The 22,265-nt window shown below is 62.6% G+C and carries 18 protein-coding genes and 1 tRNA gene; 9 read left to right on the plus strand and 10 right to left on the minus strand.

Features of this window, described 5'->3' with window-relative positions; genetic code table 11:
- The first annotated feature begins 5 nt into the window (after positions 1-5).
- The 3 genes from BN1119_RS12265 to rnk all read left to right on the plus strand — a co-directional run bounded on the left by BN1119_RS12265 (position 6) and on the right by rnk (position 2,142).
- On the plus strand, positions 6-749 hold the full coding sequence (locus BN1119_RS12265; protein WP_157438660.1) for a hypothetical protein: 744 nt from the start codon (positions 6-8) through the stop codon (positions 747-749).
- A gap of 61 nt (positions 750-810) precedes the next feature.
- Positions 811-1,533, plus strand: coding sequence for a substrate-binding periplasmic protein (locus BN1119_RS12270; protein ID WP_041998249.1), 723 nt, complete (start codon positions 811-813; stop codon positions 1,531-1,533).
- A 213-nt stretch (positions 1,534-1,746) separates the two neighbouring features.
- Positions 1,747-2,142 carry a nucleoside diphosphate kinase regulator gene (rnk, locus tag BN1119_RS12275; RefSeq protein WP_041998251.1) on the plus strand — a complete coding sequence of 132 codons (396 nt, stop codon included), beginning with the start codon at positions 1,747-1,749 and terminating at the stop codon, positions 2,140-2,142.
- Between the two features lie 57 nt (positions 2,143-2,199).
- Here the strand turns inward: rnk and BN1119_RS12280 are convergent, their stop codons facing one another.
- Positions 2,200-3,354, minus strand: coding sequence for a GGDEF domain-containing protein (locus BN1119_RS12280; protein ID WP_041998253.1), 1,155 nt, complete (start codon positions 3,352-3,354; stop codon positions 2,200-2,202).
- Positions 3,355-3,832: 478 nt separating this feature from the next.
- Here BN1119_RS12280 and BN1119_RS12285 point away from each other — a divergent pair, with 478 nt between their 5' ends.
- The 3 genes from BN1119_RS12285 to BN1119_RS12295 all read left to right on the plus strand — a co-directional run bounded on the left by BN1119_RS12285 (position 3,833) and on the right by BN1119_RS12295 (position 6,506).
- Positions 3,833-4,630 (plus strand): transporter substrate-binding domain-containing protein, encoded by a 798-nt coding sequence (locus tag BN1119_RS12285; RefSeq protein ID WP_041998255.1) that lies wholly within the window; start codon positions 3,833-3,835, stop codon positions 4,628-4,630.
- A gap of 71 nt (positions 4,631-4,701) precedes the next feature.
- Positions 4,702-5,673, plus strand: coding sequence for an amino acid ABC transporter permease (locus BN1119_RS12290; RefSeq protein WP_301950695.1), 972 nt, complete (start codon positions 4,702-4,704; stop codon positions 5,671-5,673).
- Positions 5,674-5,762: 89 nt separating this feature from the next.
- Positions 5,763-6,506 (plus strand): amino acid ABC transporter ATP-binding protein, encoded by a 744-nt coding sequence (locus BN1119_RS12295; RefSeq protein ID WP_041998257.1) that lies wholly within the window; start codon positions 5,763-5,765, stop codon positions 6,504-6,506.
- Between the two features lie 89 nt (positions 6,507-6,595).
- On the opposite strand, the gene BN1119_RS12300 is transcribed toward BN1119_RS12295, so the two are convergent.
- The 9 genes from BN1119_RS12300 to tadA form a co-directional block, all read right to left on the minus strand.
- Positions 6,596-8,014: a basic amino acid/polyamine antiporter gene (locus BN1119_RS12300; protein ID WP_041998259.1), complete on the minus strand. Its 1,419-nt coding sequence runs from the start codon at positions 8,012-8,014 to the stop codon at positions 6,596-6,598.
- A 9-nt stretch (positions 8,015-8,023) separates the two neighbouring features.
- The gene (locus BN1119_RS12305; RefSeq protein ID WP_041998261.1) at positions 8,024-8,926 is read right to left on the minus strand and encodes a homocysteine S-methyltransferase family protein; all 903 of its coding nucleotides are present in this window, start codon (positions 8,924-8,926) and stop codon (positions 8,024-8,026) included.
- 275 nt (positions 8,927-9,201) lie between these two features.
- Positions 9,202-9,744, minus strand: coding sequence for a hypothetical protein (locus tag BN1119_RS12310; RefSeq protein WP_041998263.1), 543 nt, complete (start codon positions 9,742-9,744; stop codon positions 9,202-9,204).
- Positions 9,745-9,762: 18 nt separating this feature from the next.
- Positions 9,763-11,082 (minus strand): polyamine export protein PaeA, encoded by a 1,320-nt coding sequence (locus tag BN1119_RS12315; RefSeq protein WP_041998265.1) that lies wholly within the window; start codon positions 11,080-11,082, stop codon positions 9,763-9,765.
- A 189-nt stretch (positions 11,083-11,271) separates the two neighbouring features.
- Positions 11,272-11,982 carry a phosphate signaling complex protein PhoU gene (phoU, locus tag BN1119_RS12320; protein WP_041998267.1) on the minus strand — a complete coding sequence of 237 codons (711 nt, stop codon included), beginning with the start codon at positions 11,980-11,982 and terminating at the stop codon, positions 11,272-11,274.
- 111 nt (positions 11,983-12,093) lie between these two features.
- The gene (pstB, locus tag BN1119_RS12325; RefSeq protein WP_041998269.1) at positions 12,094-12,912 is read right to left on the minus strand and encodes a phosphate ABC transporter ATP-binding protein PstB; all 819 of its coding nucleotides are present in this window, start codon (positions 12,910-12,912) and stop codon (positions 12,094-12,096) included.
- Positions 12,913-13,264: 352 nt separating this feature from the next.
- Positions 13,265-14,914, minus strand: a complete 1,650-nt coding sequence (gene pstA, locus BN1119_RS12330) for a phosphate ABC transporter permease PstA (protein ID WP_041998271.1) — start codon at positions 14,912-14,914, stop codon at positions 13,265-13,267.
- 14 nt (positions 14,915-14,928) lie between these two features.
- A complete protein-coding gene (locus BN1119_RS12335; protein ID WP_041998272.1) occupies positions 14,929-17,166 on the minus strand; it encodes an ABC transporter permease subunit in 2,238 nt (745 codons plus the stop codon).
- Between the two features lie 185 nt (positions 17,167-17,351).
- Positions 17,352-17,864: a tRNA adenosine(34) deaminase TadA gene (tadA, locus tag BN1119_RS12340; RefSeq protein WP_041998327.1), complete on the minus strand. Its 513-nt coding sequence runs from the start codon at positions 17,862-17,864 to the stop codon at positions 17,352-17,354.
- Positions 17,865-18,101: 237 nt separating this feature from the next.
- On the opposite strand from tadA, the gene BN1119_RS12345 reads away from it, so the two are divergent.
- The 3 genes from BN1119_RS12345 (at position 18,102) to aceA (ending at position 22,219) form a co-directional block, all read left to right on the plus strand.
- Positions 18,102-18,178, plus strand: a tRNA-Pro gene (locus tag BN1119_RS12345).
- Positions 18,179-19,224: 1,046 nt separating this feature from the next.
- Positions 19,225-20,832: a malate synthase A gene (gene aceB / locus BN1119_RS12350; RefSeq protein WP_084205445.1), complete on the plus strand. Its 1,608-nt coding sequence runs from the start codon at positions 19,225-19,227 to the stop codon at positions 20,830-20,832.
- 73 nt (positions 20,833-20,905) lie between these two features.
- The gene (gene aceA, locus BN1119_RS12355; RefSeq protein ID WP_041998274.1) at positions 20,906-22,219 is read left to right on the plus strand and encodes an isocitrate lyase; all 1,314 of its coding nucleotides are present in this window, start codon (positions 20,906-20,908) and stop codon (positions 22,217-22,219) included.
- Positions 22,220-22,265 lie beyond the last annotated feature (46 nt).

Below are 22,265 nucleotides of genomic sequence, written 5' to 3' on the forward strand. Positions count from 1 at the left end.
ACCCCATGAGAGAGACGTCCCTTCCCCTGCCCGCCCGGATCAGCGGGCCCCGAACCCTGGCCCCCGTCGGCCTCCTGCTGACCCTGCTCGGCCTTGCCCTGTTCTGCTCCCCCCGGGCCCTGGCCCTTGAGGCCGAGGCGCCGGATCTCGCCGCCCGCATCCAGTACGAGGACCGCAGCACGGGCGCCGACGGTGTGGTGCGCGAGAGCCGCTGGCAGGAGCGCTGGCAGCGCCGTGGCGATCACATCTGGAGCGAGCGGCTCATCCCGCTGCCCATTGCCCGCGCCTACCACCTGCGCCACGACAATCAGCCCGGCCACAAGCACTTCACCCACCAGATGGCGGCCCGCTGGGTCAGCCTGGCGCCCGGGGATCTGCAACTGCGCTACGCCGACCGCTACCACAACCAGCTGGTGAGCGTGCCCCCCGAGGAGTATGGCCAGGTCGCCTTCACCCCCAACCCGGCCAAGGTGCGCTTCCTCATCGATCCCGCGCTGCTGGCCACCATGGATCCCCTCGATGACGAGGCGCCAGCGGGGGCCCGCTGGTATGCACACCAGAGCCCCCATGAGCGCACCCGCATCCTCTGGTCCGAGCGCCTGCAGGTGCCCCTGAGCGTGGAATCCGGCTCCCTGGACGGTTATCGCAGCTATCGCATGACCCTCACCCCCACCCGGCTCGCGGCCAGGGCCCCCTGGCTCGATCTTGCCGGCTATCAGCAGCGGGACATTCGCGACTTCTTTGACTGAGCAGGGCCTGGCGGCGGCGAAGATGATACACTTGACGCCTTCGCCACCCAGATGAAGCGCCATGCCCCTGATCCTGTGCCTGCTGCTCGCCCTGCCCAGTCCCTTCGCCCTGGCCGTCACCCTGCTGGCGGCCGAGGTGCCCCCCTATGTGATCCGCGCCCAGCAGGGGGCGCCGACCGGCATGGCGGTGGAAGTGGTCGAAGAGGCGGCCCGTCGGCTGCGCGAACCCCTCACCATAGAGCTCATGCCCTTCGCCCGCGCCCTCGTGGAGGCCCAGCACAGGTCCGGGGTCTTGTTGCTGCCCCCGGTGCGCAGCCAGGATCGCGAGACACGCTTGCAATGGATAGCCCCCCTGCTCGAGGAGTCCTTCGTGCTTGCCAGCGATCGGCGCCATCACGACGAGCCGCTCACCCTGGCCGAGGCGAGGCGGCTCAAGATTGGCGTGCTGCGCCACTCCCTCAGCCACAGCCTGCTGCAGGCCCGGGGCATGCCCGAGCTGGAGAGCGTCGGGTCCGAGCGCGGCAACGCCGACAAGCTGGCACGGGGGCGGATCCAGGCCTGGGCCGCCGCCTGGAATACCATGCGCTACGCCCAGCAGGAGGCCGGCCTCCCCCTCACTCGCCTGATCAAGGGGGAGACCCTGGCCAGGGTGCCGCTCTATCTGGCCGCCAACCTGGATTTTCCCGCCGAGGAGGCGGCGCGCTGGCGCCACACCCTGGCCGAGATGGCGGCCGACGGCAGCCTGGATCGCATCCTGCTGCAATACGACTACCAGGCTCCCTGAGCCCGGGTCAGCGATTGCCAAGCCAGGACAGAATGGTTATGGTATCCCCATGAAAACCAATCTGATTTTCCCCATCCTGCTCACACCCAGCTGAGCCCCCGCCCGCGTCTCGTCCCGAGTCGCCCGGGGGCAGCACGCACCTGTATCCGTTTTATCCGCTATTCAACCCGGCCCCTGTGGCCCAGTTCATCCCATTGCATGAGGATCTATGCCATGACAGCACCCCATCTCATCATCTCCAGCCTGGATCTGGACCGTATTGAACCCCTGCTGGGCCACTCGCCCCAGCACAAGGCCCTGCAGGAGGAGCTGGATCGCGCCGAAATCCGCGAGCCCGCCGACATGCCGCCGGACGTGGTCACCATGAACAGCACGGTGCGCTTCAAGATGCAAAACAGCGATGCCCCCTTCTGCCTGACCCTGGTCTATCCCAAGGATGTGCAAGGGGATGAGTCCAGGATATCTGTGCTGGCCCCCGTGGGCAGCGCCCTGCTGGGGCTCAAGGTGGGAGACAGCATCAACTGGCCGGGCCCGGCCGGTCGTAATATCGCCGTCGAAATTCTGGAGGTGGTCTATCAGCCCGAGCGCGCGGGCGAACTGCACCGCTGACGCCGCCACGACCCGGATCGCCCGGGTCGAGGGCCGCCCCGCCCCATCAAGGGAGGCTCACAGGCGGGACGACTCCCGGGTCTCTTGCCAGACACAGACCCGGTTCTTCCCCTCCCGCTTGGCGCGATAGAGTGCCCCGTCGGCCCGGTGCAGTGCCTGCTCCAACCCCTCGCCGGGCCAGAGCCAGTCCAGTCCCATGCTGATGGTGATGCGGATCCCGTCCACCTCCAGGGCCGCTATCTCCCGGCGCAGCTGCTCGCACCGCTCATGAGCCTGACTCTGCTGCCAATTGGCCAGCAAGACGAACTCCTCGCCGCCAAAGCGCCCCACCAGCAGATCCGGCTGATCCTTCAGGTAGCGCCCCACCTCCCTGAGCACCCTGTCCCCCATCTCATGGCCGAAGCCGTCATTGATCTGCTTGAAGTCGTCAAGGTCGACCATGGCCAGCAAGACGGGTCCCTTGCCGAGCAAGGGGGCCAGGTGGTGATGCAGCCCGCGCCGATTGTAGACCCCGGTCAGGGGATCCTGGGTAGCCAGCTGGCGCAGGGCCAGGGCCCGGTACTGGGTACAGAGCAGCAGCACCCCGAAGGTGGAGAGGTAGTTGCCCATCAGCATGGAGAGAAAGGGCAGCACATTGACCACGTGCTGATCCATCAGCACCCGTACCTCGCCGTCCAGCAGGGCCGCCATCCGCACCAGATTGAAGCCGTAGAGCAGTATGTTGACCACGGTAAACACCAGCACGGCGGGCAGGTAGGCCGGATAGCCGTGCCGCCAGACGAGAAAGACGATCACCGCCCCCAGCACCATGTAGCTCAGACAGGCCAGCAGTACCCGAGGCGCCATCTCGTCGTTGAACAGCACGCTCCAGCAGAGCAGCAACAGGTAGATCAGCATGAAGAGGGCGAAGGCGCGCCAGCTTGGCGGCTCCCCGAAGAAACGCTGCAAGGCCAGCGGCATCAGCGCAATGCAGAAGGTGATGAGCAGGTTGGCCAGCCAGATCCCGGCGATGTGGGGGGAGAACGCCTGCAGGAAGAAGAGCGACTGGGCCGCCAGGGCGCACAGACTGGACCACCACCAGAACCCGAGACCGGGGATCTCCCTGTGGGTCGACCAGATGATGGAGAGGGTGATGAAACCCAGGCTGTAGCCTCCGAGGGCCATCAGCATCAGGGTGAATACATCCAGATTGAGCAGTATTGAGGTGTCCATACCCGAGCCTTGCTGTGGGGATGGCTGAGTATATGGGAAGGCCATGACGAGACACAGAGGAAACCCTCTGACGTGCTGAACTATTTCCCCGGCCCGGCCGCAACCTGCCACCCTCGCCCTGCACTGCCGTTAAAAAGCGCCGTATGAGCCCGGATTATCCTGACTGGTGACTGCAAAATGCCTGCCGAATATTTTTGCACTTGAACCCACGCCATTAGATAGATATGTTGTTTTCTTGTGGTTTTATGAGCCAGGCCGCGAGGAAAAAGTCCCACTAACTTATTGAGTCTTCTGGCACAATCAACTTTTGGTACATTTTTCACTCAAGTTGCCATTCATAGAATCTCATATGGGGCTTTCGCCCCGACCAAGACAATAATCCTGTCTTGCCTGCTGCCGGATGCAGCAGTCTCTTGTGCCATGGAGTCGCACGGGAGCAGGTTCAAGGCCGAACACACTTACGACAGAGACGTCACCTATGATAAAAAAATTGATCCTTTCCACCCTGCTGGCCTGCGGGCTGGCCAACGCGGCCCCCACTGCCTCCCCCTCCACCCTGGATGCCATCCTGGATCGCGGCGTGCTGCGGGTCGGCTTCGATGCCGGCTATCAACCCTTCGAGATGACCAACAAGCAGGGCAACTACATCGGCTTTGATGTGGATCTCGCCAAGATGGTGGCCAAGGAGATGGGCGTGAAGGTGGAGTTCGTCAACACCGCCTGGGATGGCATCATCCCCGCGCTCTTGACCGACAAGTTCGACGTCATCATGGGCGGCATGACGGTCACCCCCCAGCGCAACCTGCGCGTCAACTTCGCCGATCCCTACATCGTCGTCGGCCAGACCATAGTGCTGCGCAAGGAGCTGGCGGGTGCCATCAAGTCCTATCAAGACCTGAACGATCCCAAGTACAAGATCGCGGTCAAGCTCGGCACCACGGGCGAGCAGGCCGTCAAGCGCATGATCCCCAAAGCCACCCTGCTGCAGTATGAGACCCAGGACGACGCCAAGCTGGAAGTGGTCAACGGCAAGGTCGATGCCTTCATCTATGACCTGCCCTACAACGCCATCTTCGCCTCCGAAAACAAGGCGGCCGTGGTGCACCTGGCGACGCCCTTCACCTTCGAACCCCTGGCCTGGGCCATTCGCAAGGGGGATCAGGACACCCTCAACTGGATGAACAACTACCTGCGCCAGATCAAGGGCGACGGCAGCTACGATCGCCTCTATCAGAAGTGGTTCGAGTCCAACGACTGGTTGAAACAGCTCAAGTAAACCTCCCGAGGGCGCGGCCAGACCGCGCCCCTCACGCAGACCCCACACAATAATGAAAGAGGTTGTCGACTGTGCTCAATCCGAGACCCATCAAGCAGATGGAAAAACAGCCCAGCTCACTACTCTGGCACGGCGTTTTCGTGCTGATGATGCTGCTCGCCGTATTCGGCATCTACAAGGCCGTGCAATCGGTCGATTACACCTGGCGCTGGGAACGCATCCCCCAGTACATCGTCTATCAGGCCCAGCAACACAACTACGCCGAGTTTGACGGCACCGTCGTGGCCGAACAGGGCACCCTGGTGCTGCAAGACGATCTGGACGCCAGCCATCGCCAGGCCATCGCCGCCACCGGCTCCAACCTGAGCGAAGGGGACACCGTCTTTCGCGGCGATGTGCTCGATACCCAGCTGAAGTGGACCCCGGGTCCCATCGCCTTCGGCATCTGGGTCACCATCAAGCTCTCCCTGGTGGCCGGGGTGTTCGCCATCCTGCTGGGCACCCTGGCGGGCCTGGCCCGTCTCTCCCCCAACCCGGCCCTGCGCAATCTCGCCGGCTGCTATGTGGAGCTCATTCGCGGCACGCCGCTGCTGGTGCAGATCTTCATCGTCTACTTCTTCATCGGGACCGTGCTCAACCTCGACAGGTTTACCGCCGGGGTGGCGGCGCTGGCCGTCTTCACCGGCGCCTACGTGGCCGAAATCGTGCGCGCCGGCATCGACTCCATCCACAAGGGGCAGATGGAGGCGGGCAGAAGCCTTGGTCTCACTTCGGCCCAGACCATGCGCTACATCATACTGCCCCAGGCCTTCAAGCGGGTCTTGCCGCCCCTGGCCGGCCAGTTCATCAACCTCATCAAGGACTCTTCCCTGGTCTCGGTCATCTCCATCACGGATCTCACCAAGGCGGGACGCGAGGTGGTCAGCTCCACCTTCAGCCCGTTCGAGGTCTGGTTCACCGTGGCCCTGCTCTATCTGGTGCTGACCGGTACTCTCTCCTTCCTGGTGCGTCGTCTGGAGGTGAAATATGCGCGCAGCAACTGACCCCATTATCAAGTCGCAACCGAGGTCGAGCAGTTCTGCCATCATCGGTACCCCCTGCCCCTTCCCGGTGCGTCGTCTGGAGGTGAAATATGCGTGCAGCAACTGATCCCATTATCAAAGCGAGCGGCGTGGAGAAGTTCTACGGCACCCAGGTGCACGCCCTCAAGAACGTCAGCACAGAGGTGGCCGAAGGGGAAGTGGTGGTGATCGTGGGCCCGAGCGGCTCGGGCAAATCCACCTTCCTGCGCACCCTCAACCAGCTCGAGACCATCAACGACGGCCAGATCCTGGTCGATGGCATCAGCCTCACCGAGCCCGGGGATGTCAACAAGCTGCGGGAAGAGGTGGGCATGGTGTTCCAGTCCTTCAACCTCTTCCCCCACCTCAGCGTGCTGGACAACATCTCTCTCGCCCCCCAGAAGGTGCGCGGCCTGCCCCGCCAGGAGGCCGAGGAGCGGGCCAAGGCCCTGCTGCTGAAAGTGGGCCTCTCTGACAAGGCCCAGAGCTACCCGTCCCAGCTTTCCGGCGGCCAGCAGCAACGGGTGGCCATCGCCCGGGCGCTGGCCATGCAGCCGCGCATCATGCTGTTTGACGAGCCCACCAGCGCCCTGGACCCCGAGATGGTAGGGGAGGTGCTGGATGTCATGAAGGGGCTGGCGCGCGAGGGAATGACCATGGTGGTGGTGACCCACGAGATGGGCTTTGCCCGGGAAGTGGCGGACAGGGTGCTGTTCATGGAGCGCGGAGAGCTGCTGGTGGATGACAAGCCCGCCGATTTCTTCGACAACCCCGCCTCCCCCCGTCTGCGCCAGTTCCTGAGCCAGGTGCTCTAGCGCGAGGAGGCCCATCGGATAGCGAAAAAGGGGAGCCACTACGGCTCCCCTTTCTCTTATCGCTTGGCGTGGGCCTGGCCCCTCTCCCGTCAAATCTGGTGGGTGAAGGACCAGATGGCGGGCACCAGGCTCATCAGGGTTATCCCGGCCAGCAGCCGATCGCGCCCGCTGAGCCGCTGATCCGCCCCGAGCTGACGGCGGCTGTAGAGAAACAGCAGCAGACCCGGCCCGTAGAGCAGAAGCGACAGCAGCAGGTACTCCACCCCGGCGGCGTAGAGCAGCCAGAGACCGTAACCGCTCGACACCAGGGCCACCACCCGCACCAGGCCATTGCCCTGCCCGCTCCCACCCTTTCCACTAAAAGAGAGCTTGAGCAGAAACAGGCCGATGAGCAGGTAGGGCACCAGGATCATGGAGGTGGAGATGAGCAACAGGTTGGTGTACCCCTTGCCGAGCAGCCACACCAGCAGCAGGCAGCCCTGCACCGTCAGGCTGGTGAGCCAGAGGGACGCTATGGGGGTGCCGCTACGGTTCTGGCGCCGGAAGATGGCCGGGAAGGCGCCGTGGCGCGCCGCGCTGAACGGCACCTCGGCCGAGAACAGGGTCCAGCTCACGTAGGAGGCGAGCACAGAGACGATGAGGCCGACGCTGATGAGCACCTTGCCCCAGGAGCCCGTCATCTGGGCCATCAACCCCGCCATGGAGGGGTTGGGCAGGGCCGCGAGCTCGGGGCGACTCAATATCCCGAGCGCCAGCACAGAGATGAGCACATAGAGCAGCAGCGCCAGCACCACGCCGAGCACGGTGGCCGTGCCCACGTCCCGCCTGTTTCTGGCCCGGGCCGAGAGCACCGCCGCCCCCTCTATGCCGGTGAAGACCCAGAGGGTGATCAGCATGGTGTTGCGCACCTGCTCGGAGACCGGCACCGCCAGGGTGCTGCCCTGCTGATCTGCCGCGAAGGTGACAGGATCGAACCAGTAGCAGGCGAACAGAATGAACAGCAGCAGCGGCAGGCTCTTGGCCAGGGTCGCCACCAGGTTGAACAGGGCAGCCTGCTGCACGCCGCGGGCCACCAGCAGGTGCACAGCCCAAAGGATGCAGGACTCGCCGACAAAAGCCGCCAGGGTGTTGCCGTCACCAAACCAGATCTGTTCCGGGGTATCGACGAAGCTGCCCAGCGCCGCGAAGGCGATGACCAGATAGCCCACCACGCCGATGGTGGCGCAGAGCCAATAGCCCCAGGCGGAGAAGAAGCCCACCAGATCGCCAAAGCCGGCGCGGGCATAGCTGTAGATGCCGCCGTCGAGATCGGGTCTCAGCCGCGACAGATAGAGGAAGCTCGCGGCCAGCGCCAGAATGCCCACCCCGGTCACGCCCCAGCCGATCAGCACGGCGCGGGCGCCGGCCACCTCGGCCATGTTCTGGGGCAGGCTGAAGATCCCCGCCCCCACCATGGAGCTGAACACCAGGGCGGTAAGGGACCAGAGCCCTATCTTGCTCTCTTTCATGGGCTCTCCTTAACGCAGCCGGTTGGCCAGGGCCTCGATGTGTTCCGGGCCTATGCCGCAGCAGCCGCCGACAAGATTCGCGCCGGCTGCGCGCCAGCGCTCGGCCCAGCCGAGGTAATCCAGCGGCCCCAGATCGGCGCGGATCTCGTCCAGGCCGTCGTTGGCGGTGGCCTCCTTGGGCTGGGGCGGGAAGGCGTTGGCATAGGCGCCGAGGCGAATGCCGCTGCGCCCCAGGGCCTGCAAGCCGGCGCTCGCCACCTTGAGCGCCCCTTCGATCACCTCGGGCTGGCAGCAGTTGAACAGGATGGCGTCCACCCCGGCCGACGCCAGCGCGGTCACGGCATCGGCCACCCGCTCGCCGGAGCGCAGTCTGGGCTCGCTGCCCGGAGCCTCGTCTTCCAGGGTGAAGGAGACCCAGAACGGCTTGCCGTCCTCGGGCAGCAGGGCCTTGAGGGCCAGGGGCTCGGCGATGAGGCTCATGGTCTCCGCCAGCCAGAGATCCACATGGGGTGACAGGGCCCGGACAAGCGGGGTCGCCAGCTCGCTCACCCGATCGGCTTGATAGAGATCCGCGCGATAGGAGCCAAAGAGCGGTGGCAAGGAGCCGGCCACCTTGACGGCCCCCTTCTGCTCGTCGGCCACCTCCCGCGCCAGTTGCCCGGCCAGGGCCGCAAGTCGCTCGCCATCCGCGGCGAAGCGTTCGTCACCGATATGAAACGGCACCAGGGCATAGCTGTTGGTGGTGATGACCCGGGCCCCGCTCGCCGCGAAGGCCCGGTGCACCTCGCGCACCGTCTCTGGCGCCTCCATCAGGGCCAGGGCCGACCACTCCGGCTGGCGAAAGGGCGCACCACGGCGCGCCAGCTCGCGGCCCATGCCGCCATCCAGTACCCACAAATCCTGTTTTTCCATCTCTGTCTCTCTGCGTGTCCCCGTCATGGCGGGTGTTTATTGTGTGAAGCCACACTAAAGCCATCAAAACATCTGGACGGCTAGAAATCCGTGACATCATGCCCCAAAGCACAGAGGGACGCAATCGGGAGCGACGAACAAATCCGGGCAAACGCAGGATGAGGGCGGCAAAGGACGGCGCGCAGAGCGAGTCCTCGTCATGGAAAGGCCAGAATGACAAGAGGCCACCCCAGGGGGTGACCTCTTGCCTTGCATGGTGGGTGAATGGCCCGGGCTCAACGCCCCGCCAGCACCCGCTTGAGCTGCTTGCTCCAGTCGGATACCCGGCCCTGGCGCGGCAGCCCCTGCCAGATCCCCTGCCAGCGGGCCTGGCTCAAGGGATGGCCGAGACGGCGCTCGACCCCGGCCCTCAGGTAATCATGGGCCAGCTTGCTGGCCTGGGGAGAGCCGAGGAACTTGGACACGGGATCGCTCATGCGCACGTCGCGCATGCCAAGCAGGGGATAATCGGTCTGCACCGCCGCCAGCATGGTTTCACGCATGGCGGATTCGATGTAGCCACGGGCGAACAGGGCCGTCACCGACTCCAGCGACCCCTGATCCGGGCCATGGTACTCCTCGTCAAAGGTAGGGGCAGGCTGAGCGGCATCGCTCTGCACCACGGCATCGGGATCCGGTTGCGGCGCTACCACCGCCGCCTTGGGGGCCACCGGCTTGGGGGCGACAACCGGCTTGCGAGGGGCGCTCTGGCTGCAGGCCCCCAGCGCCAGGGCGAGGGCCAAGCAACCGAACGCACGAGAATAAGACGGCATCTTCATGACTCCTGATGAACTCCTTTACGATTCCTGGGCGGGCTTCTCGGCCGGTGCGGCCTCTACCCGGGTGACCAGCAGTTGATCAATCTTGTAGCTGTCGATATCGACGACTTCGAACTTGTATCCGGCGTATTTGACCGAGTCGGTCCGCTTGGGGATCTTGCGCAGCATGAACATGATGAAACCGGCGATGGTCTCGTAGTTCTGGCTCTCCGGAAACTCCTCGATGTCGAAGGCCCGCATCACGTCCGAGATGGGAGTGACGCCGTCCACCAGCCAGGAGTTCTCATCCCGCTGGACTATCTGCTCTTCCACCACGTGGGTGGCCCACTCCCCCATGACGGTGCTCATCAGATCGTTCATGGTGACGATACCCACCACCAGGGCGTACTCGTTCATCACCACGGCGAAATCGCCACGATGATTCTTGAAGTACTCCATGGCCTCGTAGAGGTTCAGGGTATCCGGGATGATGATGACGTTCTGCACCAGATTGCCGCCGATGAGGTCTATGCTCTGGCCGCCGATGACGCGGATCAGCAGCTCCTTGGCATCGACGAAGCCCTTGATGCTGTCGAGGTTGTGGTCGCACACCAGGAACTTGTTGTGGGGATGCTCGGCTATCTTGGCCTTGATGCTCTCTTCGCTCTCTTGCAGGGTGAAGTAGATGAGGCTTTCGCGCGCCGTCATGGCGGAGGTGACGCCGAGGGACTGGAGCTCGAACACGTTCTCGATGAGCTGATGCTCCTCGCGCTGCAACACGCCGGCAGCCGCCCCCGCGTCCATCACCGCATAGATGTCGTCCGAGGTGATCTCGTCGTTGCGCACCATGGAGACCCGCAGCAGGCGGAACAGGGCATTGGCCATGCCGTTGAAGAACCACACCAGGGGCATCCACAGCACCACGAACAGCATCATGGGGCGCACCACCACCACGGCGATCCGCTCGGGCATGGTCATGGCCAGGCGCTTGGGCATCAGATCCGCCAGCAGAATGAACATGCCGGTGACAAAGACGAAGGAGGCGATGGAGCTGATTTCCCCGAGCCAGGGCCCCTGATAGATGGCGGCGATCAGCCCCTTGATGGCGGGATTGAGGGCGGACTCGCCCAATATGCCGCCCAGAATGGCGACGGTATTGAGGCCTATCTGCACCACGGTAAAGAAGTTACCCGGCTGGGCCTGCAAGGCCAGCACCTTGGCGGCCTGGCGGTTGCCCTCGTCGGCCATCACCTGCAACTTTATCTTGCGGGAAGCGGCGAGGGAGATCTCGGAGAGGGAAAAGAACACGCTGCCGGCAACCAGCAGCAGCAGTAAAAACAGACTATCGGCAAAACTCATGATTGACCTATTGCTACAGCCGCCTTGACACAAGACGGCAAACTGGGCCCGGGAAACCGGACCGTGAGTCCATCCGGGACTCACACAGGGGCCGTATTCTAGCAGAAAAGCGCCCCTTTGGGCGCGCTATCTCAACTTGTCGCGCAATGCAATAAAAAAGGCGCTCAGCGCGCCTTTTTATTCATTTCATCAGGGTTTGCCCAGCAGGTCGTTGATCTCGTCCACCTTGGTGTGGCGCACGTCCTTGCCCTTGACGAAGTAGATGATGTATTCGCAGATGTGCTGGCAGCGATCCCCCACCCGCTCGATGGCCCGCGCCGCCCACAGCACGTTGAGTACCTGGGGGATGGTGCGGGGATCTTCCATCATGTAGGTCATCAGCTCGCGGATGATGGACTCGTACTCCCGGTCGACCTTGTCATCTTCCTTGTAGACAGTGATGGCCGCCTCCAGATCCATGCGGGCGAAGGCATCGAGCACGTCGTGCAGCATCTTGATGGTGCGACGGCCCATGTTTTCAAGCGACACCAGGGGCGGCTGCGGCTTGTTGGCGTTGTCGGTGAGCATGCGGGCTATCTTGTCCGCCACATCGCCGATGCGCTCCAGATCCGTGATGGTCTTGATGATGGCCATCACCAGGCGCAGATCGGAGGCTGCCGGCTGACGCTTGGCGATGATGCGGGTGCACTCCTCGTCGATGGCCACTTCCATGGCGTTGACCTTGTGGTCGTTGGCCACTATCTTGCGCGCCGCCTCCAGATCCTGACCATGAATGGCGGCGATGGCGTCGGTCAGCTGCTGCTCCACCAGGCCACCCATCACCAGCACCTGATTGCGCACGCTCTCGAGCTCGGCATTGAACTGACCGGAGATGTGTTTGTTGAGATTCATATTGTCCATACCAATAATCCTTGTTGCTCCGATTATGCCTTAGCCGTTGAATCGACCGCCAATCTGTTTATTGATGCTCATCTTGTTCATACCAATGATCCTTGTTGCACCAAGCATGCCTTAGCCGTAACGACCCGTGATGTAATCTTCGGTCTTCTTCTTGGCCGGGGTGGTGAAGATGGTGTTGGTGTCGGCGTATTCGATGAGCTCGCCCATGTACATGAAAGCGGTCTGATCCGACACCCGCGCCGCCTGCTGCATGTTGTGGGTGACGATCACCACGGTGAACTGGCTCTTGAGCTCGTTGATCAGCTCCTCGATGGTGAGGGTCGAGATGGGGTCCAGCGCCGAGGTCGGCTCATCGAGCAGCAGCACTTCCGGCTCGATGGCGATGGCCCGGGCGATCACCAGCCGCTGCTGCTGACCACCGGAGAGGCCGAACGCATTGTCATGCAGGCGATCCTTCACCTCGTCCCACAGGGCCGCGCCGCGCAAGGAGCGCTCGGCCGCCTCGTCCAGCTGGCGCCTGTCGTTGATCCCCTGCAGACGCAGGCCATAGACCACGTTCTCGTAGATGGACTTGGGGAAGGGGTTCGGGCGCTGGAACACCATGCCGACCCGGCGACGCAAGGCGGAGACATCCACGCTCTTGTCATAGATGTTGTGGCCATGCAGCTGGATTTCCCCCTCGATACGGCAGATCTCCACCAGATCGTTCATCCGGTTGATGCAGCGCAGCAGGGTGGATTTGCCGCAACCGGACGGGCCGATGAAGGCGGTCACCTGGCCTTTGGGGATCTTCATGTTGACGTTGAACAGCGCCTGTTTGCTGCCGTAGTACAGGTTGAGATCCTTGACCTCAAGGGCGGTCTGCTCCGGGGTCAGCTTGTTCAGATCCAGGGACTTGTGCTGGGTCGGAGTCGGCGTCACGTTGATCATCTGTTACCTCTAAATCTTGTCTGGGGTGGCCGGGCGCTTGCCAGCGACCCTCATGTCATTGGTGCAGACAGATGGCGACCCCTCTCGGGCCGCGCATCTGCTACCTCACTCTTGTCTCTCTGGCCATCCGTATCAAGGTGCCAGAGAGCGGCATGTCTCACACAGGTGGTTGCGGATACCTGTGATGTCGGTCGGCTTGATGCCGTTCATATCTTGTCTCGACATCAGTCCAGGCCGCCGCATCAATGTTCCAAAGAGCGGAATTCCTCTCACAGGTGGTTGCGAATACCTGTGATGTCGGTCGGCTTGATGCCGTTCATATCTTGTCTCGACATCAGTCCATGCCGCCGCATCAATGTTCCAAAGAGCGGAATTTCTCGCGCAGGTGGTTGCGAATACCGATGGCCGTCAGGTTGAGGCCGACGATCACCGTCACCAGCAGGAAGGAAGTGGCATAGACCAGGGGCCGCGCCGCCTCCACGTTCGGGCTCTGGAAGCCCACATCATAGATGTGGAAGCCCAGGTGCATGAACTTGCGCTCCACGTGCAGGTAGGGGAAGTTGCCATCCATGGGCAACGTGGGAGCAAGCTTCACCACCCCCACCAGCATCAGGGGCGCCACTTCACCCGCCGCACGCGCTATCGCCAGGATGAGGCCGGTCATGATGGCCGGGCTCGCCATGGGCAGCACGATGCGCCACAGGGTCTCGGCCTGGGTGGCCCCCAGGGCCAGGGAGCCCTGGCGTACCGTGCTCGGGATCCGGGCCAGCCCCTCCTCGGTGGAGACGATCACCACCGGCAGGGTCAGGATGGCCAGGGTCAGCGCGGACCAGATGACGCCAGGGGAGCCAAAGGTCGGGCTCGGCAGCGCTTCCGGGTAGAACAGCTGATCCAGCGAACCACCGAGCGTATAGACGAAGAAGCCCAGGCCGAACACGCCGTAGACGATGGAGGGCACCCCCGCCAGATTGATCACCGCGATGCGAATGAGTTTGGTCAGGCCGTTCTTGCCCGCGTACTCGTGCAGGTAGACGGCGGCCACCACCCCGAGCGGGGTCACTATGATGGCCATCAGTATCACCATGAAGACGGTGCCGAAGATGGCCGGGAAGACGCCGCCCTCGGTGTTGGCCTCACGGGGTTCGCCACTGACGAACTTGCCTATCTGATGGAACCAGTGACCTATCTTGCCCAGCAGGCTCATGTCGTTGGGCCAGACCACGTCCAGCACCCTGGACATGGGCATGGTCACCTGCTCGCCACGCATGTCCTTGACCGTGATGGCGTCACGATCCGCCTGGCGTCTGAGCTCGAACAGCTCTTTTTCCAGCACCTGATAGTCGGCGTTGAGGGCATCCCGCTGGCGGGCGAGATCCGCCTTGACCTCATCGGTCAGCTCATCGTCCAGCTCGGCCTTGCGCTCCTTGAGGCGCAGCTTCTCGAGCTGATAGTTGATGCTGCCTATCTTGCCCTTTTGCAGATCATTGGCCTGCTCGGAGAGCCGGTTGCTGCGATCCAGCATCCGCGCCACGACCTGATGCAGATCCTGGTCTATGACCTTGCCATCCTCGCGCACCGAGCTGATGTAGCCATAGAAGTTGCCATTGGTGCTGCGCTCGAGCACCGCCAGCTCCTTGGGCTGGCTGCGGGAGAGGATGTCGGTCTCCAGCAACCAGCGAAAATCCAGCCCCACGAACTCGCGGTTGCCGGTCTTGACCAGATAGCGAGTCAGATCGGTACGCTCCTCGCCGGCCAGGGCCAGGCCGGAGGCGCGCAGCCGCTCCACCGGCACCAGCTCGCGATCGTTGATCTCGCCGATCAGCACGCTCTTGCTGCCGTCGGCACCCTGCACCTGCCACTCATAGATGGGGTGCGGCCAGAAGTAGACCAGGCCACGCCAGCCGATGAGCAACAACAGACCCAGCACGGCGACCAGACTCAGGCTGACGGCACCGCCCGTCATCCAGATCCAGGGGGCCCCTGATTTAAACCACTTACCCATTGTCGATTCCTTCACTACAGGGAACTGTATTTTTCACGCAGACGCTGGCGGACGAACTCGGCCAGGGTATTGACGAGAAAAGTGAACACAAACAGCACGAAGGCCGCGAGGAAGAGCACCCGATAGTGGGAACTGCCCACTTCCGACTCCGGCATCTCCACCGCTATGTTGGCCGCCAGGGTGCGCAGCCCCTGGAACATGGAGAAGTCCATGATGGGGGTATTGCCGGTGGCCATCAGCACTATCATGGTCTCGCCCACGGCGCGGCCAAGGCCCATCATCACCGCCGAGAAGATGCCCGGACTCGCGGTCAGGATCACCACCCGGGTCAGGGTCTGCCAGGGGGTGGCCCCGAGCGCCAGGGATCCCTGGGTGAGATGCTTGGGCACAGAGAAGACAGCGTCTTCGGCGATGGAGAAGATGGTCGGGATGACCGCAAAGCCCATGGCGATGCCGACCACCAGGGAGTTGCGCTGGTCAAACTTGATGCCCATCTCGTTGGTGAGCCAGCTGCGGGTATCGCCGCCGAAGAAGGCATGCTCCACCACTGGGCTCAGGGTCAGGGCCAGCCAGCCGATGAAGAGCACCACAGGGATGAGCAATACCGCCTGGCTCCCTTCCGGCACGCACTGGTTGAGCTTGCCCGGCAGCCCATGCCAGGCCAGGGCGGTCAGCAGCATGCCCAGGGGCAGCATGATGAGCATCATGAAGATGCCGGGCAGATAATCCTCGACGATGGGGGCGAGCCACAGACCGGCCAGGAAGCCCAGGATCACGGTGGGCAGCGCCTCCATGATCTCCACCGTCGGCTTGACGAACTTGCGCATGCCGGCGGACATGAAGTAGGCGGTATAGATGGCCCCCGCGATCCCGAGCGGTACCGCGAACAGCATGGCGTAGAAGGCCGCCTTCAGGGTACCGAACGAGATGGGGATCAGGCTCAGCTTGGGCTCGAAGTCGTTGCTGGCGGAGGTGGACTGCCAGACATACATGGGCTCGGGATAGCCTTCGTACCACACCTCCTGCCACAGGGCGGACCAGGTCACCTCGGGGTGCTCGTTCTCGACCGAGAAGGTCTTGATCTTATTGCCCTGTTGCAGCAGCAACAGGTTGTTGCGGGGGGAGATCGCCAGGCCGTTGAAGGCACCGCCGTCAATCTTCTCGCCGAGCAACCTGGATTCACCGGTGGCGTGGAAGAAGTTGATGGCGCCATCCTGGCTGCCGGCGACAAACCCCTTGCGAAACAGCTCGGGGGTGAGCTGCGCCACGGCGCCGTCACTCTTGAAGTCGCGGATGTAGGTGAACTCGCGCTTGCCCCCCTTGGCCACCTCGAACCACTGGGAGATGACGCCGTTGTCATTGCCCACCAGGATGGAGGAGGCCCCCGCCAGCAGCGCCAGCTGGGTGACGTTGGCATCCGGGGCATTGATGTCGAGCACGCTGCGCAGCTGGATGTCATTGAGGTTCTGGATGTCATAGACGGAGAGACGGTTGCCCGAGCGCACCAGCAGGATGCGCAGGTTGGGGGTCAACAGCATCTGATCCACCTGACGGGGCAGCGCCGGGATCGGGTAGCTCTGGCTGGTCCACTCCACCTCGCCCGAGATGAAGTTCTCCTCGCCGCTCAGCACCGCCATCACGCCACGGCCATCCTGGGTCAGTGCGGCCGCCACCATCTTGTCCTTGGCAGCCTCGAACACCAGCTGGCTCAGGGGCTTGCCCTCGGGATCCACCGTGATGGGCGCCTCACCGAACGGATAGGAGAGCTGGGGCTCAATCAGCCGCACGTCCCCCGGGTAGCTCACCTTGAACCTGGGCTCCACTACCAGGGCCTTGCCATCGCTGAAACCATAGGCGAGGTAGGCCTTGCCCGGGGTCGGGATCGCCACCGCGCTGATCTCGCCCGGCACCTGGGCCTGAGCGATGGCCTGCCCCACCTTGAAGCGGGCATCGTCTTGCAGCGCGAAGAAGTTGACCTCCCCCTTGTCGCTGAAGCGATAGCCTATCTCGTTTTGCTCCTCGACCCCGATCCAGGCGGTCTTGTCCTTGACGGGCAAGGAGAAAGTGGCGAGCGGCTCCATGGAGGCACCATTGAAGATGGGTTTCACCACATAGAGCAGATAAAAGAAGATGAGCAGGAGCGCCACCAGGACCAGGGTTCCCCCCGTGGTGACGCCATATTTGGCCAATGTGTCCTTGATCCGGCGCTTTCTGCTGCCCGCCATGATCAGGTGAATCGATTCCGATGACATGCAAAACCTCAATGTGAGCTAGGCTTGGCGGCATTATATGGCGGTTGCATGACAGTTTTGTTACATGGGGCGGGAGTTTATTGCGGCTGGAAAGCCGAGAGTGAAACGGTCAACTGGCTGAATAACAACATGAAATTAATGTTTCCTCCCCGATGACCACCCAGGGAGGAAAGCAGATCAGCCCCTCACCCCTGCCCGGGGGGGAGCCCTTCGACAGAGTGCCGGCTCCTTGCCGCCTTCTGCTCGGCGCGGCGGCGCTTGAAGAAGGCGGAGAGCTGGGCGGAACACGCCTCGGCCAGTACGCCACCGCACAGCGCCACCCTGTGGTTGTGGCGGGGGTCTTGCAATATGTTGAACACGGATCCCGCCGCCCCCGTCTTGGGATCCGTCGCCCCGAACACCACCCGCTTGACCCGGCTGTGGATGAGGGCGCCGGCGCACATGCAGCAGGGCTCCAGGGTCACATAGAGGGTGGTATCGAGCAGACGATAATTTTGCAGCCGCACGCCGGCGGCCCGGATCGCCATGATTTCGGCATGGGCGCAGGCATCGTGACCGGTGATGGAGCCATTCCACCCCTCTCCCACCACCTCATCCCCCAGCACCAGTACGGCGCCGACCGGGATCTCCCCCATCTCCTCCGCCCTGGTGGCCAGGGCCATGGCGTGTCTCATCCAGATTTCATCCTGTGCAGACATCTCGGCGTCCAACGTCGCTCCCCTTTTTGAAAACAGCCAGTGTGAAAAAGATTGCTCGACAACCGGCCCGCAAGGCCGGTTGAATTGGGGGCGATTATGCCAAATCCCCCCGGATTGCCCAAGAAACATCTGGGTTGCGCAATAAAGAAGCAGTCGGCATCTCTCTGATAAAAAAGGACTTGCGCCGAAAGGACCATCTCATTAGACTTCACCTCCGTCAGCCAAGGTTGACGCAGTCGGCGTGTAGCGCAGCCAGGTAGCGCACTGTCATGGGGTGTCAGGGGTCGGAGGTTCGAATCCTCTCACGCCGACCATCATTCCCCGAAAATAGCCCAGTCTCGCGACTGGGCTATTTTTTTGCCCGCACCTACGCGCCTCGATGAGCCGGAGCCACACCTGCAATATGGTGATCACTTCCCCCTTAGTGGATAGTCGCATCAAGGTCTGGCCACTTTTTATACAGAACCGCTTGAGCCTTTGCCAATTAGCCGCTAGGATATGCGCCTTTGTGCCGGCACGCGCTGCAGGGATGCGGAAAAATTCGGGGTAAGGAAGCTCCCCACCGGCTTGCAATCTACCCAGAGGCAAGCAGACATGACCACCCAGCATCCCCCCCATACCCCCACCCAGGAACCCGATGATGAACAGGTCGTTCGCCTCGACATCATAGATCTCGCCGAGCCCGATGAAGAGTATTGAGGGGACACGCCATCTCCCTTCACCCCCTTCTCGCCCCCCATTGCGGGGGTGCCCTTAAAAAAGTGTTATCTGTTGCATTAACGTAAAATAACAGTTCATCCTACTGATGCCTCCGTGCCTGGGCCCAAGACGTCCTCGCTGGCATCCGATACAAACCTACGTTATTGCGCTCCAATTCCGGACTTGTCCCAACGTCGGCTCCACCCGAGCGTCCTCCCCTCCCCCAGTTTTAAACAGAGCCTGTTTTCCCTTGCCAGACAAGCCCCTGGTCGGCCCGTGCCCGAGGCGACCCCATTCATACAGCCGTTTACTTTCAGCCTGGAGTCGAGTCGGGATCTCCCCTTGCATATGTAATAAAATTACGTAATTAGCAACAAAACCGCCTTGACCAGGCACCCCAGCAGAGCAGTCGGCAACCGCCCCTCTCGCGAGAGCATATCCATCTGGCTTGAGTTTTTACTCGACTCATTCAATTCCATAAAAAACATCAACTTAACCACCACATGAAAACATGCGTTTAAAAAAACAAGTTGACGTTACTGATTATTTTCAGCACCGTAACATCCATGTTACTTGCCTCTCTCGCAAGGACACTGAACAGGGATTCGACTTTAGTCGTAGTTATTTAGTTCTAAATGTAACCTTTCACAGGAGTGACCCCATGTCGGCACCGGCCCAGCCCCTCTGCAGCGATCGCCTTCGCATCCAAGGCCCCATGCAACCCGAGTATGCACAGATAGTGACGCCGGAAGCGGTGGCCCTGGTGTCGGAGCTGGTGGAACATTTCGCTCCCCAGCGTGAGGCCCTGCTCAAGCAACGCATCGCCCGCCAGGCCCGTATCGATGGTGGCGAGTTGCCGGACTTTTTGCCCGAAACCGCCCATATTCGCGATGGCGACTGGACGGTGCGCGGCATTCCTGCCGACCTGCAGGATCGCCGCGTCGAGATCACGGGGCCGGTCGAGCGCAAGATGGTGATCAACGCCCTCAACGCCAACGTCAAGGTGTTCATGGCCGACTTCGAGGACTCCCTGGCACCGGCATGGAACAAGGTGATCGAGGGTCAGCTCAACCTGCGCGATGCGGTCAATGGCACCATTGCCTACCAGAGCCCGGAGGGGAAATCCTATACCCTCAATGCCGACCCTGCTGTGCTCATCTGCCGGGTGCGCGGTCTGCACCTGCCGGAGAAACACGTCACCTTTGATGGCGCCCCTATCCCCGGCGGCCTGTTCGACTTCGCCCTCTATTTCCTGCACAACCACAAGGCGCTGCTGGCCAAGGGTTCCGGTCCCTACTTCTACATACCCAAGCTGCAGAGCCATCTGGAGGGGCGCTGGTGGAGCGAGGTGTTCGCCTGGACCGAAGACAGGTTCGGTCTGCCCCGCGGCACCATCAAGGCCACCGTCCTCATCGAGACCCTGCCGGCGGTGTTCGAGATGGACGAGCTGCTCTATCAGATGAAGGATCACATAGTCGCTTTGAACTGCGGCCGCTGGGACTACATCTTCAGCTACATCAAGACCTTGAAGAACCATCCTGACCGGGTGCTGCCGGATCGCCAGGTGGTCACCATGGACAAGCCGTTCCTCTCCGCCTACTCGCGCCTGCTCATCAAGACCTGTCACAAGCGCGGCGCCCTGGCGATGGGGGGCATGGCCGCCTTTATTCCGGCCAAGGATCCTGCGGTGAATGAACAGGTATTTGCCAAGGTGAAGGCTGACAAGCAGCGTGAGGCCGACAACGGCCACGACGGCACCTGGGTGGCCCACCCCGGTCTGGCCGATACCGCCATGGCGGTGTTCAACGCCGCCATCCCGGTGGGCGCCAGCAACCAGATCGGTGTATTGCGCGAGCAGGATGCCCCCATCACGGCCGCCGATCTGCTGGCCCCCTGCGAGGGGGAGCGCACCGAGGCGGGCATGCGTACCAATATCCGGGTCGCTCTGCAATACCTGGAAGCCTGGATAGGCGGCAACGGCTGTGTGCCCATCTACGGCCTGATGGAAGACGCCGCCACCGCCGAGATCTCCCGTACCTCCATCTGGCAATGGATCCGCCACGGCAAGACCCTCTCCAACGGCCAGGCGGTCACCAAGGCGCTGTTCCGCCAGATGCTGGCCGAGGAGCAGGAGGTAGTCAGACGCGAAGTGGGCGAAGCCCGCTGGCAGGCCGGGCGTTTCTTGGAAGCGAGCGAGCTGATGGAAGAGATCACCTGCGCCGATACCCTGATCGATTTTCTGACGCTGCCCGGTTACGAGCGGCTCTGAATCACGGGCCCCGGAGGGGGCTCGCCAATAACAAGTCAATGGACACGTGAAATCAATGAAAGAGGGAACTGATATGGCACTGACCCGTGAGCAACAGATCCAGGCTATCGAGAAAGACTGGGCAGAGAACCCCCGCTGGAAAGGGATCAAACGCGGCTACAGCGCCGAGGACGTGGTGAACCTGCGCGGCAGCCTGCAGCCGGCACACACCCTGGCCCAACGCGGCGCCGACAAGCTGTGGGAGCTGATCAACGGCGGCGCCAAGAAGGGCTATGTCAACTGTCTCGGCGCCCTGACCGGCGGCCAGGCGGTGCAGCAGGCCAAGGCGGGCATAGAAGCCATCTACCTCTCCGGCTGGCAGGTAGCGGCAGACAACAACCTATCCTCCACCATGTACCCGGATCAGTCCCTCTACCCGGCCAACTCGGTCCCCTCGGTGGTGGAGCGCATCAACAACTCCTTCGCCCGCGCCGACCAGATCCAGTGGGCCAACAAGGTGGAGCCAGAGGACAAGGGTTTCATCGACTACTTCCTGCCCATCGTCGCGGATGCGGAAGCCGGTTTCGGTGGCGTGCTGAACGCCTTCGAGCTGATGAAGGGGATGATTGAAGCGGGCGCCGCCGGCGTACACTTCGAAGATCAGCTCGCCTCGGTGAAAAAGTGCGGCCACATGGGGGGCAAGGTGCTGGTACCGACCCAGGAGGCGGTGCAAAAACTCGTTGCGGCGCGCCTGGCGGCTGACGTCTGCGGCACCACCACGCTAGTGATCGCCCGCACCGACGCCAACGCGGCGGATCTGCTGACCACGGATGCGGACCCCTACGATGCCGGCTTCCTGACCGGCGAGCGCACCAGCGAGGGCTTCTACAAGGTGCAGGCCGGCATCGAGCAGGCCATCTCCCGTGGCCTGGCCTACGCCCCCTATGCCGATATGGTGTGGTGCGAGACCGCCAAGCCGGATCTGGACGAGGCGCGCAAGTTTGCCGAGGCCATCAAGGCCCAGTACCCGGACAAGATCCTGGCCTACAACTGCTCGCCGAGCTTCAACTGGAAGAAGAACCTGGACGATGCCACCATCGCCCGCTTCCAGCAGGAGCTGTCCGACATGGGCTACAAGTACCAGTTCATCACCCTGGCGGGCATCCACAACATGTGGTTCCACATGTACGAGCTGGCCTACCAGTACGCCCGTGGCGAGGGGATGAAGCACTACGTCGAGATGGTGCAGCAGCCGGAGTTCGCCGCTGCCGAGCGGGGCTACACCTTCGTGGCGCACCAGCAGGAGGTGGGGACCGGTTACTTCGACAAGGTGACCACCGTCATCCAGGGCGGCCAGTCCTCGGTGACCGCGCTGACCGGCTCCACCGAAGAAGACCAGTTCCACTGATCGCCCCATGACGCGAGCCATCTCGCTCGAGCAAAAAGAAACCCCG

It is taken from the genome of Aeromonas bivalvium (assembly GCF_000819765.1).
Taxonomy (GTDB): Bacteria; Pseudomonadota; Gammaproteobacteria; order Enterobacterales; family Aeromonadaceae; genus Aeromonas; species Aeromonas bivalvium.